Source organism: Cellulomonas sp. CW35 (assembly GCF_052378485.1).
Taxonomy (GTDB): domain Bacteria; phylum Actinomycetota; class Actinomycetes; order Actinomycetales; family Cellulomonadaceae; genus Cellulomonas; species Cellulomonas uda.
This window is the reverse complement of the sequence record NZ_CP199000.1, coordinates 680,597-692,404: the sequence shown is the minus strand read 5'-3', so window position 1 is coordinate 692,404 and position 11,808 is coordinate 680,597. Positions and strand designations below refer to the sequence as shown.

Below are 11,808 nucleotides of genomic sequence, written 5' to 3'. Positions count from 1 at the left end.
GTGGTTCGTTGGTCCGCGGCTCACAAGATGTGGGCATTTCTATGACCGCCGACCCGTCGCGACTGGGACGTTGGTCCCGCCCCGCGGCGACGCGGCCGGTGGTGCGCGCGCACCCGCCGCCAACTCGCGGCGTGTCGCTGCGGACATTCATCCGAACGCCCTCGGCGTGTCGCCGCCGGCCCCGCGCGTCGAGCCGTCCGGGTCAGAGCGCGAGACGCAGCACGAGCTGGACCGCGTCGCCCGGCCGCACCTGCGCGAGCACGTCCACGTCCCCCGCGTGCAGCACCGCGACCACCGGGTACCCGCCCGTCACCGGGTGGTCCACCCCGAACACCACCGGACGCCCGTCGGGTGGGACCTGCACCGCACCCGGCACCAGACCGACCGGGGCGAGCTCACGTCCGACGAAGCCGCGCGCACGGGCCAGCGGCGGCCCGTCCAGCCGCACCGCGACACGGTCGGACTCCGGCAGCACGCCGTAACCCTCCGGCGCGCACAGGACCCCCGGCCAGCGCGGGTCGAACCAGTGCGCGTGCGGGCCGGGCTCGACCCGGAGCACCACCGGGCCCTCGTCGGGCCGCACGTGCGGGCGCGCGCCCGGCGTGCCCGTGCCGGCTGTGGCCATGCCGCCCGTGCCCGTGCCGTCGGTGCTCAGCGCGCCCGCGGGGGCGCCCACGGGCAGCAGGTCGCCCGCGGCGAGCGGGGCCGGCCCGAGGCCGCCCAGCCGGTCGCTCGCGCGCGAGCCCAGCACGGGGTCCACCGCCACGCCGCCGCCCACCGCCACGTACGTCCGCAGACCCCGCTCGGGCCGGCCGAGCAGGAGCTCCGCACCGTCCCGCAGCAGCAGGTCCGGGCCCACGGGGCGCCCGTCGACCCGCAGGTCCACGACCGCGCCGCCGACCGAGACGAGCACGTCACCGACCGCACGGACGCGCAGACCGCCCAGCAGCACCTCGAGCCCCGCCGCGTCGTCGTCGTTGCCGACCCGGCGGTTCGCGGCGCGCAGCGCACCCGCGTCCGCCGCGCCCGACCGGCCCACCCCCACGTGCGCCCAGCCCGGACGCCCACGGTCCTGCACGAGCGTCAGCAGCCCGGGGTCGAGGACCTCGAGCGCGGCACGGCGCCCACCGGCGGGACTCATCGCGCCTCGAACCGCACCGACGTGCCCGGGGTGAGCAGCGCCGGCTCGTCGCGGTGCACGTCGAACAGCACCGTCGCGCACGTGCCCAGCAGCCGCCACCCGCCCGGCGTCGCCGCCGGGTACACCGCGGCGAACCGGTCCGCCACCGCGACCGCCCCCGCGGGCACGCGCTCGCGCGGCGTCGCGCGGCGCGGCACGTGCAGCACCGGGTCGAGCCCGACGAGGTACGCGAAGCCCGGCATGAAACCGCCGAACGCGACCGTGTACGTCACCGCCGTATGGCGCGCGACGACCTCCTCGACCGTGCGTCCCGTCAGCTCCGCGAGCTCCGCCAGGTCGGGCCCGTCGTACGTCACCGGCAGCACGACGAGCGCGCCGGGCGGAGCGACGCCCGCAGACGCCGGACCGTCGCTCGCGGCCGAGCCGGGCACCCGGCCCTCGTCGGGCGCGTCGTCCGCCCGGGACGCGTCGGCCAGCACCGCGCGCACCCGCGCGGCGACCGCGCGCAGGTCCGTGCCGGGCCGGACGCGGACCAGGACGGACTCGGCGGCCGGCACCTGGTCCTCGACGAGCGCGAGCAGCTCGTCGTGCCGGCGCGCGGCGCGCAGCGCGGCGTCGGCGCGGCGTACGTTGGCCAGGTCCGCCAGCTCGACGAGCAGCGCGGCCGCCCCGAACCGCACGACGCGCGTCGGACCCGGGCCGGGCGCGCCCTCGCTCACCTGCTCGCTCACGTGAAGGACCGCACCGCGACACCCGCGGCGGTCAGCGCCGCACGGACCTGGTGCGCGAGCGCGAGCGCACCCGGCGTGTCCGAGTGCACGCACACCGTCTCGACGTCGAGCGCGACGTCGACGCCCTCGACCGCGCGCACCACGCCCCGGGTGGCGATCCGCACGACCCGCTCGGCGACCTGTGCCGCGTCCGTGACGAGCGCACCCTCCTGCCCACGCGGCACGAGCGTGCCGTCCGCGCGGTACCCGCGGTCGGCGAACGCCTCCGTGACCGTCCGCACCCCACGCCGACGCGCCGCCTCGAGCACCGCCGCGCCGGGCAGCCCCACCACCGGGAGGTCGCGCGTCGCGTCGAGCACCGCCACGGCCTGCGCCTCGTGGTGCACCAGCGCGTTGTACAACGCCCCGTGCGGCTTGACGTACGCGACCCGCGCGCCCTGCGCCGCAGCCACCCCGACGACGAGCGCCAGCTGCGCCGCCACCTGGGCACGGAGCTCGTCGGGCGGGACGTCGACGAACCGCCGGCCGAACGACGCGCGGTCCGCGTACGAGACGTGCGCGCCGAGCACCACCCCGCGCGACGCCGCGACACGCGCGACGGCCGCGACCGTGCGCTCGTCACCCGCGTGCCCGCCGCACGCCAGGTTCGCGCTCGTGACGACGCCCAGCAGCGCCTCGTCGACGCCCACGACGCCGGGCTCCCACGCGTCGTAGCCTTCGCCCAGGTCGCAGTTGAGGTCCACGGCACCACCCTGCCACCGCGCCGTGCCCGACGACCGCCGCCGTCCCCCTGTCCGGCCGAGGGAGCACGATGACCGCGCACGACCCCGCCACCCCGAACTCCGCCGCCACGGACCCCGCCGCCAGGGGCCCCGCCCAGCGCGACGAGGTCGCGGTCCGCGCCGCGCGCGACGCCGACGTCGCGGGAGTCTGCGCGTTCGGCGAGGCGCACGTGCGGCCGCACTACGCGCCGCTGATCGGCGCGGCGGCCGCCGACGAGCAGGTACGACGCTGGTGGAACCCGCCGTACGTGCAGGCGGCGGTCGCCGCCGGCGACGTCGTCGTCGCCGAGCAGGGCGGTCGCGTCGTGGGCGTGGCGCAGCACGGCCGGGCCGGGCCCGACCACGTGGTCTACAAGCTCTACGTCGCACCGGACCTGCGCGGGAGCCGGCTCGGCCCCCGGCTCATCGCCGCGCTCGTCGACCGGCTCCCGGCGGACGTCGACCGGCTGCTCGTCGAGCACGTCGCCGCCAACCGCCGCGCCGCCGCATTCTACGAGCGCGAGGGGTTCGTGCTGGACCACGTCGACCCGCACCCGAGCGGTGACCCCGCGCTCGCCACCGTGTGGCGCATGCGGAGCCTGCGCGGGTGAGCCTCGGCGTACCCACGTGCCGCCGTCCACCCCGTCCGGAGCACACCTGCGCGGGTGCGAGCATGGTCGCGTGGAGTCCGACGAGCTGCTCGACGTGCTGCTCGCCGGCGGACGACGAGCCGACCGCGCGACCCACGTGCGCCACCTGCCGGCCCGCGCAGGCGAACGCGGGTCGTGGCCCACGTGGGCGGACCCGGACCTCGTGCGCGGCTACCGCGCGCTCGGCGTCGAGGCGCCGTGGCGGCACCAGGTGCAGGCGGCCGAGGCCGCGTGGGCCGGTCGGCACACCGTCCTGGCGACCTCGACCGGGTCCGGCAAGTCCCTGGCCTACTGGCTGCCCGCACTCAGCGCGGTGCGCGGCCGCGCCGCGGAGGCGTCGCTGGACCCGGGCCGCATCGAGTCCGCCCGGCGCCGCGCGGGCGTGCTGTACCTGTGCCCGACGAAGGCGCTCGCGGCCGACCAGCTCGCGGCCGTCGAGCGGCTCCTGGCGGCCGCGCAGGTGCGTGACGTGCGCGTGGCGACCTGCGACGGTGACACCTCGCCCGACGAGCGGCGCTGGGTCCGCGACCATGCCGACGTCGTCCTGACCAACCCCGACTTCCTGCACTTCTCGTTCCTGCCGCAGCACGAGCGCTGGTCCCGCCTGCTCGCGTCGCTGCGCTACGTGGTGCTCGACGAGTGCCACGCGTTCCGCGGGGTGTTCGGCGCGCACGTCGCGCTGGTCCTGCGACGCCTGCGCCGGCTCGCCGCCGCGTACGGCGCCACGCCGACGTTCGTCCTCGCGTCCGCGACGACCGCCGACCCCGAGCAGAGCGCCGCGCGGCTCCTGGGCGTCCCGCCCGCCGAGGTCGAGGCCGTCACCGTCGACGCGTCGCCCGCCGGACGCAAGACCGTCGTGCTGTGGCAGCCCCCCGAGCTGCCCGGTCACGGGCCCGACGCGCACACGCCGTGGGCGTCGCTGCTGCCCGACGAGGACCCCTGGGCGACCCCGGGCGAGCCCGAGGACCGCCCCCGGCGCACGGCGACGGCCGAGGTCGCGGACCTGCTCGCGGACCTCGTCGCGCACGGCGGGCGCACGCTCGCGTTCACGCGCTCGCGCCGTGCCGCGGAGTCGGTCGCCACCACGACGCGCGAGCACGTGGGGGCCGTCGACCCCGCGCTGCGCGGCACGGTCCAGGCGTACCGCGGCGGCTACCTGCCCGAGGAGCGACGTGCGCTCGAGCAGGCCATCCGCACCGGGTCGCTGCGCGCGCTCGCGACCACCAACGCGCTCGAGCTGGGCGTGGACATCTCCGGCCTGGACGCCGTGCTCATCGCGGGCTGGCCCGGCACGCGGGTGTCGTTCTGGCAGCAGGCGGGCCGCGCCGGACGGGCGGGGGCCGACGGGGTCGTCGTCCTGGTCGCGCGCGAGGACCCGCTCGACACCTACCTGGTGCACCACCCCGAGGCCGCACTCGACGCCCCCGTCGAGGCCACCGCGTTCGACCCGACCAACCCGTACGTGCTCGCGCCGCACCTGTGCGCCGCCGCGGCCGAGCGCCCGGTGCGCACCGACGAGCTCGACCTGTTCGGCGCGCGCGCCGCGGCCGTGCTCGACGACCTCGTCGCGCACGGCGTGCTGCGTCGCCGCCCGTCCGGGTGGTACTGGACGCACGCCGAGCCCGCGTCGCGCCTGACCGACCTGCGCGGCTCGGGCGGCAACCCGGTGCGCGTGGTCGAGTCGGAGACCGGCCGCGTGCTCGGCACGGTCGACGCCGCGTCCGCCGACGCGACGCTGCATCCCGGCGCGGTCTACGTGCACCAGGGCGCGACGTTCGTCGTGGACGACCTGCACCACGCCGACGACGTCGCGCTCGTCACCCGGCGGGACGTCGACTACGGGACCTGGGCGCGCTGGCTCACCACCACCGCGGTGGTCGACGTCGTCGACGAGCGCCGGTGGGGCCCGGTCACCTGGCACCTCGGGACCGTCGACGTCACGTCGCAGGTGCTCGGGTTCCAGCGCAAGCACCTGCCGGACCTGGCCGTGCTCGGCTACGAGGACCTCGAGCTGCCCGCCCGCACGCTGCGCACCTCGTCCGTCTGGTGGACCGTGCCCGCGTCCGTGCTGGAGGAGGCGGTCGTGACGCTCGAGGCGCTGCCCGGCGCCCTGCACGCCGCCGAGCACGCCTCCATCGGGCTGCTCCCCCTGCTCGCCACGTGCGACCGCTGGGACCTGGGCGGCCTGTCGACCGCCCTGCACCCGGACACGGGCGAGGCGACGGTCTTCGTCCACGACGCCCACCCCGGCGGCGCGGGGTTCGCCGAGCGCGGCTTCCACCTGGGCGCCACGTGGCTGCGCGCGACGCGCGACGCCATCTCCTCCTGCCCGTGCGCCACCGGTTGTCCCGCGTGCGTGCAGTCCCCCAAGTGCGGCAACGGGAACCACCCCCTCGACAAGGCCGCCGCCCTGCGCCTGCTCGACGCGGTCCTCGCCCACGCCGCCGGCTGACCGAGACTGCGTGCGCGCCGCTCGCGGTCCGGCGCGCGCGTGCGCACGGACCGACGAGCCGACGGCCCGCGCCTGCACGTCCACCGTCACGATCCCGCCGGCGCCGAGCGCGCACGCCACCAGCTCGACCCCGTTGCGCACGGCGGCCTGCTCGGCGTGCGCGCACGCGCTCGCGGCGTCCGCACCATGCTGGGCCCGGGTCGCGGCTGCGAGGGCCGCGAGGTCCGCCCCCGCCTGCGCCCGCCCGCGGGCCGCGTGCGCGGCCACCACCGTGGCGACCGCGCCGCAGCCGAGCAGCGCCGCGAGCGCGACCGCGAGCATCAGGGCGGTTCCCGCACCGCGCTCGTCGCGCCAACCGATGCGCGCGTGCCGCCCGCGGTCCCCGGACCGTTCGAGACTCACGGCTCCTCCCAGGCGGTCGCCGCGCCGCGGACGGTCAGGGCCTCACCCAGCCCGGCGACGGGGAACGCCGACGCCACCGACACGGTGACCCAGCCGTCGTCGCGCGCGAGGTCGACGCGGGCGGCGTCTCCCGCGACGTGACGCGCACCCGCGACGGCGGCCGCGTCGTCCTCCCCGAGCGCCGCGAGCCGGGCCGCCGTGCGGGCCGCCTCCGCGCAGCGCTGCTGCACCACGCCCGCCGCGCTCACGCCCAGCACCACGAGCAGCAGGACGGCCACCGCGGGCAGGCCGACCGCGAGCTCCGCCGTCACCGCCCCGCGGTCGGCCTGCCCGCGCCTCACAGGGACAACGCCTGCTTGACGATCCCGCTGAGCAGCCCGCGCACCTCGTTGCTCTTGAGGATCACGACGAGCAGCCCCGCGAAGCCGACCGCGGCGAGCGTCGCGATCGCGTACTCCGCGGTCGCCATGCCCGCGTCCCGGGTCCCGGTCGCGAGCCTGCGCGCGACGCGCTGCGGGACCCAGCCCGGCGCGGGTCGCGCCCCGTCGCCGCGGTCGTCGCGCGCACCCTCGTCGGGCGTGGTGTGCGGGCGCTGCGCGAGTGCCGTGCCGTCCATCGAGCACCTCCTGTCTGCCGGCTCGCGCCGGCGTCTGTCGTCCGCCGGCCCGACGGGCACGGTCGGTGGGCGGTGGTCGCCCGGCCGGTCGGACCCGGCCGCGGCCAGCGTCGTGCGCCCGCCGCGCGGGTGCCGGCGTGCTCGGCGCATCTGGGGACGGGCCGCCCCGGTCGGCGGGCTGTGGTCGGGTGGAGGGCAGGCGTCACGGGAGCACTCCGTCGAGCAGCCCGGCGCCGAGTCCCATGACGAGCGGCACCAGGCCGAGCAGGGCGAACGCGGGCAGGAAGCACAACCCGAGGGGCAACACCAGGTGCACCCCGAGCGAGGCGCCCGCCGTCCGGGCACGACGACGACGGTCGCGCCGCACCGCAGCCGCCCGGGCGCGCGCCGCCGGCCCCGGCGCGGCACCGTTCGCCCACGCCTGCTCGAGGCAGTCGCGCACGTCGTGGACCTCCGGCGGCGCGTCCGCCCACGCCGCGGCCCAGGACGCCCCGAGCACGAGCGCGGCACCGGCGGCGTCGACCGCACGGCCCGCACCCCCGCCCGCCGCGGCACCCACCGCCCGCAGCGCGCGCGGCAGCGACGCACCCGACGCCACCGCCGCGTCGACGAGCTCGAGCAGCAGCACCGGGTCGACGGGTGGCGCGGCCCGCTCGACCGCGACGCGCGCGGCACCTCCCGGCACACCCGGGCTCCGGCGCGCCACGACCCACGGGGTCACCACGAGCAGGGCGCCCACGGCCGCGAGCACGACGTCAGCCCCCGCCACGCGCAGCCCGGGCGACGAGACGCCGCGTCCATCCCCGCCCGACGAGCAGGAGCACCACCCCCGCGACGCCCGCCACGCTCCCCAGGCCACCGCCCAGCAGCACCGCGAGCGGGTCGGCACCCAGCAGCGCACCGAGACCCACACCCAGCACCGGCAACCACCCCAGGACCCGCGCCGTCGCGCGCGGACCGGCGAGCGCCGCCTCGACGTCGTCGCGCTCGGCCGCGTCGGCCGCGAGCGAGTCGCTCACGTGCAGCAGCATCGCGGCCAGCGGCGCACCGAGCTCGTGCGCGGTGCGTGCGGCCGCGACCACGGCCGCAGCCCGCTCAACGAGCCGCTCGTCGTCGCGCCCGCCCAGCCGACCGCGGCGCCCGCACGCGGCGACCAGCGCGGCGAGCTCAGGCACGTCGCCGTCGACGGGGCGGCCGAGCGCCGACGCCCACGCGGCACCGGGCGGACGACCCGCACGCAGCTGCGCACCGACCGCCACCAGCACGTCCTCGAGGTCCCGGTCCGAGCCGGGGGCGTCACCGCGTGGCGACGGGTCAGGCGCGGACGTCCGCAGGAGCGCCCGGCGCGGCCCGACTCCCGCGACCACCAGGACCGCGGCCGCGCTCGCCATCCCCACGACCACGCTCACGGGGCGCGCCCGGCCGGCGCGAGCGCGACGGGCCGCGCGAGCGCAGCGGGCGGCGCGAGCGCGACGGGCGGCCCGCCGCGGTCACCGGCGTCCGCGTCGTCGGCCGGCCCGATGCGCGCGCCGAGCCCGATGCGCGCCGCGAGCCGTGGCCAGCCGGGACCGCGGCGCACACCACCGGCCTCGTCCACCTCGACCGCCGTGCGCACGTCCAGCCCGTCGGACGAGCGTCCGACGACGGCCACCTCCGCGAGCATCCGCCGCGTCCGCCCCGGCCCGGTCCGGCGCAGGTGCAGCACCGCGTCGAACGCCGCCGACGCCTGCGTGGCGGTCGCCTCGCGGCCGAGCCCCGCGAGCGCGGCCAGTGCCTCGAGCCGGGCCGGCACGTCGGCAGCCGCGTTGGCGTGCACGGTCGCGCAACCGCCGTCGTGGCCGGTGTTGAGGGCGGCCATCACCTCGCGCACCTCGGCGCCGCGGCATTCGCCCAGCACGATCCGGTCGGGCCGCATGCGCAGCGACTGGCGCACGAGCTCGGCGAGGTCCACCCGGCCGACGCCTTCGACGTTCGCCCGGCGCGCGAGCAGCCGCACGACGTGCGGGTGCTGCGGCGCGAGCTCGCCGGACTCCTCGATCACGACGATCCGCTCGTCGTGCCCCGCCCAGGCGAGCAGCGCGGCCAGCAACGTCGTCTTCCCGGCGCCCGTGGCTCCGGAGACGAGGAGGTTGGCGCGCGACTCGACCAGGGCGTGCAGCACGCCGACGAGACCGGGCGCGACCGTCCCGGCGCGCACGAGCTCGGGCATGGACAGCGTGCGCTGCCGCACCACGCGCAGGCTCAGCAGCGTGCACCCGCCCGCGACCGGGGGCAGCACCGCGTGCAGGCGCGTGCCGTCGGGCAGGCGTGCGTCGACCGTGGGCGCCCCGTCGTCGAGCCGTTGCCCGCCGGCGGCGGCGAGCCGCACCGCGAGCGCGCGCACGTCGTCGTGCGACCCGAGGTCGACGTCGGTGCGGGTGAGGCGCCCGTCGAGCTCGACCCACACGTCCCGCGGGCCGTTGACGAGCACGTCGCTGACCCTCGGGTCGTCGAGGAACGGCTGCAGCGGCCCGGCACCGAGGATCGCGGCGCGCACGGCCTGCACCGCCGCGGGCAGCGCTGCCGAGCCGAGCACCGTCCCGCGTTCACGCGCGACCTGCTCGACGGCGCGGGCGAGCTCGTGGTCGCCCGGCGTGGTGCCACGCAGCCGCTCGCGCACGGCGTCGACCAGCTCGCCGGCGAGCACCGGGGACCCGGCCGGCGGGAGCCCACCGACCCCGGGTCCACCGCCCGCGCGCCCACCGACCCGGCGCGCATCGGTCGTGAGCGCACCGGTCGTGAGCGCACCGGCCGCCAGCGCACCGGCCGCCGGGGCACTGGTCGCGCGCACACCGCCGCTCACCAGGGCCCTCGCACGACGGCCGCGGGCTCGTCGCGCACCGCGACCGGGCTGCCGGGCGACGGCGCGTCCCGCACGACCGCGCGGGCGACGCGCGCGGCGGCCCGCGCCACGGCGCCGGTGAGCGGCACACCACCTCGCTCGGTCGCCGCGGCGGTCCGCCGGTCGACCCCGAGGCGGGCCAGGACCGGCAGGTCGACGGCGTGCGCGAGCTCGTCGGACCCCAGCCCTCCGGGCGACGGCCCGGTCGTCACCAACCCGACGAGCGCACCGTGCGCGACGAGCGTCCCGCGCAGCGCGAGGAGCCCGGCGGCGGACCGCAGATCGCGCGGCGCGACGACGACGACCGCGTCGCAGACGGGCGCGAACGAGTCGCCGGTGACGACGCCGACCCGTTCGAGGTCGAGCACGACGACCCCGCACACGCCGCCGAGCGCGTGCAGCACGTCGGCCAGCACGCCGGCGTCCGGCAGCCCCGGCCGGTGCCGGTCCGCGGAGAGCACGGCGCACGGACCCCAGCGCGGCAGCAGGGCGAGCACCTGGGCACCGTCGACGTCGCCGCGCGCCGAGGTCAGGTCGGGCCAGCGCACACCGTCGCTGTCCTCGAGCGCGAGCAGCACGTCGACCCCCGCCGAGCAGCGGTCGAGGTCGACGAGCGCGGTGGCGGTCCGCCGCGCGAAGCGCGCCGCGAGCGCGGCCGCGAACGTCGACGCCCCGGCTCCCCCACGCGCCCCCACGACGCCGACGACGAGCGCGCGGCCACGCTCCGTGCGCGCCCCGACCGGGGTGGGCCAGGCGGGCGGTGCGGCGAGCGCGGGCGTCGTGGGACGCGGCGACGGCGCGCCCCACGCCGCCGCCGCGCCGTCCGGACCACGAGGCGGGACGGCGACCGGCGCGTCGAGCACCGGGCGGGGGGTGCCGCCGTCCCGACCTCGCCATGTCGCTCCAGGGAGCTGCGTCACCGTCCACCTCCGTCACGTCCCGGACGACGCCGACGCTGCCGCACGCCGCGCACGGCCGAAGCACGCAGGGCGCCGGCTGTGGACGGACGGTGCGCGTCGGGGGGCTGGGGTCGGGTGGCGGACCGGAGCCGAACGCGGGTGCGGTGTGGGCGGCCATCGCTACGCTCGCGGGGTCCGGCTCGATCGACGAGCGCCTCCGGCGGGCGCATCCGACGAGCGCATCCGACGCGGCAGCCCGACGAGACCGGCCGACGAGACAGCCCGACGAGAGGAGTGCGGATGTCCGACGACGCCCCCGCGCACCGCTGCGCGCCCGGCGCGCACCGGGGGTCGCACCCGCGCTCCGCCGCGTTCTTCGACCTCGACAAGACGATCATCGCGACGTCGTCGGCCACCGCGTTCTCGCGCGGCTTCCTCGCCGAGGGGCTGCTCACCCGCCGGAACGTGCTGCGCACGGCGGTCGCGCAGCTCCTCTACCTCATGGGTGGCGCGGACGCCGCCCAGACCGAGCGCCTGCGCGCGAGCCTGTCGCGCACGGTCACCGGCTGGCCCACCGAGCAGGTCTCGCAGATCGTCGCCGAGACGCTGCACGAGGCGATCGACCCGACGGTCTACGCCGAGGCGGTGGACCTCATCGCGGAGCACCACGCGGCCGGCCGTGACGTCGTGATCGTCTCGGCGTCAGGCAGCGAGATCGTCGAGCCGATCGCGGCGGTGCTGGGCGCGGACCACGTCGTCGCGACGCGCATGCAGGTGGTCGACGGCCGGTACACCGGCGAGATCGACTTCTACGCGTACGGCGAGAACAAGGCCCGGGCGATCCGCGATCTCGCGGGCACGCACGGCTACGACCTGGCGGAGTGCTACGCGTACTCGGACTCGATCACGGACGCACCGATGCTGGGGACGGTCGGGCACGGGTTCGCCGTGAACCCGGACCGGGCGCTGCGCCGGCTCGCGGCGGAGTCCGGGTGGGGCGTGCTGACGTTCCGCCGGCCCGTGCCGCTGTTCGCGTTCGACCGCGAGGCCCGTGTCGCGAGCGCGGTCGTCGTCGGGGCGGCGGTCGCGGGCGTGGTGGCCTGGTGGTGGTGGCGCCGCACGCGTCCGAGATGACCGGTTCGCGCGGATCAAGGTCCGTATGCCGGACGTGAGTCTTGCCATCCGGCGACTGGCTCGTCGCTGACCTGCGGCGACGCGCGTCCCACTACCGCCGCGGCGGGAACCGGCGTATCACAGTGAGCACAACTGCAGAGC

General features: G+C 78.2%; 12 protein-coding genes and 1 pseudogene. 3 read left to right on the top strand and 10 right to left on the bottom strand.

Annotated elements, in window-relative coordinates:
- Positions 1 to 202: 202 nt before the first annotated feature.
- Genes ACT17Q_RS03300 through ACT17Q_RS03290 form a run of 3 tightly spaced genes read right to left on the bottom strand, consistent with a single transcriptional unit; the run spans position 203 to position 2,615 of the window.
- Positions 203 to 1,141: a biotin-dependent carboxyltransferase family protein gene (locus ACT17Q_RS03300; RefSeq protein ID WP_444664723.1), complete on the bottom strand. Its 939-nt coding sequence runs from the start codon at positions 1,139 to 1,141 to the stop codon at positions 203 to 205.
- Positions 1,138 to 1,872 carry a 5-oxoprolinase subunit B family protein gene (locus tag ACT17Q_RS03295; RefSeq protein WP_444664721.1) on the bottom strand — a complete coding sequence of 245 codons (735 nt, stop codon included), beginning with the start codon at positions 1,870 to 1,872 and terminating at the stop codon, positions 1,138 to 1,140. Before ACT17Q_RS03295 ends, ACT17Q_RS03300 begins: the two co-directional genes overlap by 4 nt.
- Positions 1,869 to 2,615: a LamB/YcsF family protein gene (locus tag ACT17Q_RS03290; protein WP_444664719.1), complete on the bottom strand. Its 747-nt coding sequence runs from the start codon at positions 2,613 to 2,615 to the stop codon at positions 1,869 to 1,871. The genes ACT17Q_RS03295 and ACT17Q_RS03290 overlap by 4 nt, the downstream gene beginning before the upstream one ends.
- A gap of 68 nt (positions 2,616 to 2,683) precedes the next feature.
- On the opposite strand from ACT17Q_RS03290, the gene ACT17Q_RS03285 reads away from it, so the two are divergent.
- Complete coding sequence (locus ACT17Q_RS03285; RefSeq protein ID WP_444664717.1) at positions 2,684 to 3,244, top strand: GNAT family N-acetyltransferase; 561 nt, start codon at positions 2,684 to 2,686, stop codon at positions 3,242 to 3,244.
- A 70-nt stretch (positions 3,245 to 3,314) separates the two neighbouring features.
- The gene (locus ACT17Q_RS03280; RefSeq protein WP_444664715.1) at positions 3,315 to 5,735 is read left to right on the top strand and encodes a DEAD/DEAH box helicase; all 2,421 of its coding nucleotides are present in this window, start codon (positions 3,315 to 3,317) and stop codon (positions 5,733 to 5,735) included.
- Positions 5,736 to 5,819: 84 nt separating this feature from the next.
- On the opposite strand, the pseudogene ACT17Q_RS03275 reads toward ACT17Q_RS03280, so the two are convergent.
- The 7 genes and pseudogenes from ACT17Q_RS03275 to ACT17Q_RS03245 form a co-directional block, all read right to left on the bottom strand.
- Positions 5,820 to 6,056 (bottom strand): annotated as a pseudogene (locus tag ACT17Q_RS03275) (Rv3654c family TadE-like protein); the annotation flags it as partial.
- 77 nt (positions 6,057 to 6,133) lie between these two features.
- A complete protein-coding gene (locus ACT17Q_RS03270; RefSeq protein ID WP_094180862.1) occupies positions 6,134 to 6,478 on the bottom strand; it encodes a TadE family type IV pilus minor pilin in 345 nt (114 codons plus the stop codon).
- Complete coding sequence (locus ACT17Q_RS03265; RefSeq protein ID WP_268532035.1) at positions 6,475 to 6,753, bottom strand: DUF4244 domain-containing protein; 279 nt, start codon at positions 6,751 to 6,753, stop codon at positions 6,475 to 6,477. The genes ACT17Q_RS03270 and ACT17Q_RS03265 overlap by 4 nt, the downstream gene beginning before the upstream one ends.
- Positions 6,754 to 6,955: 202 nt before the next feature.
- Positions 6,956 to 7,522 carry a type II secretion system F family protein gene (locus ACT17Q_RS03260; RefSeq protein ID WP_444664712.1) on the bottom strand — a complete coding sequence of 189 codons (567 nt, stop codon included), beginning with the start codon at positions 7,520 to 7,522 and terminating at the stop codon, positions 6,956 to 6,958.
- A complete protein-coding gene (locus tag ACT17Q_RS03255) occupies positions 7,509 to 8,162 on the bottom strand; it encodes a type II secretion system F family protein (protein ID WP_444664710.1) in 654 nt (217 codons plus the stop codon). Before ACT17Q_RS03255 ends, ACT17Q_RS03260 begins: the two co-directional genes overlap by 14 nt.
- Positions 8,159 to 9,439: a TadA family conjugal transfer-associated ATPase gene (locus ACT17Q_RS03250; RefSeq protein WP_444665356.1), complete on the bottom strand. Its 1,281-nt coding sequence runs from the start codon at positions 9,437 to 9,439 to the stop codon at positions 8,159 to 8,161. Before ACT17Q_RS03250 ends, ACT17Q_RS03255 begins: the two co-directional genes overlap by 4 nt.
- A gap of 152 nt (positions 9,440 to 9,591) precedes the next feature.
- Positions 9,592 to 10,497 carry a pilus assembly protein FlpE gene (locus ACT17Q_RS03245; protein WP_198303430.1) on the bottom strand — a complete coding sequence of 302 codons (906 nt, stop codon included), beginning with the start codon at positions 10,495 to 10,497 and terminating at the stop codon, positions 9,592 to 9,594.
- A gap of 336 nt (positions 10,498 to 10,833) precedes the next feature.
- On the opposite strand from ACT17Q_RS03245, the gene ACT17Q_RS03240 reads away from it, so the two are divergent.
- Positions 10,834 to 11,667 (top strand): HAD family hydrolase, encoded by an 834-nt coding sequence (locus tag ACT17Q_RS03240; RefSeq protein ID WP_444664708.1) that lies wholly within the window; start codon positions 10,834 to 10,836, stop codon positions 11,665 to 11,667.
- The last annotated feature ends 141 nt before the right edge of the window (positions 11,668 to 11,808 follow it).

Excerpts from the sequence above, each read along its gene's own strand:
- ACT17Q_RS03300 (WP_444664723.1), bottom strand. The coding sequence starts at position 1,141 with ATGAGTCCCGCCGGTGGGCGCCGTGCCGCGCTCGAGGTCCTCGACCCC.
- ACT17Q_RS03285 (WP_444664717.1), top strand. The coding sequence starts at position 2,684 with ATGACCGCGCACGACCCCGCCACCCCGAACTCCGCCGCCACGGACCCC.
- ACT17Q_RS03265 (WP_268532035.1), bottom strand. The coding sequence starts at position 6,753 with ATGGACGGCACGGCACTCGCGCAGCGCCCGCACACCACGCCCGACGAG.
- ACT17Q_RS03240 (WP_444664708.1), top strand. The coding sequence starts at position 10,834 with ATGTCCGACGACGCCCCCGCGCACCGCTGCGCGCCCGGCGCGCACCGG.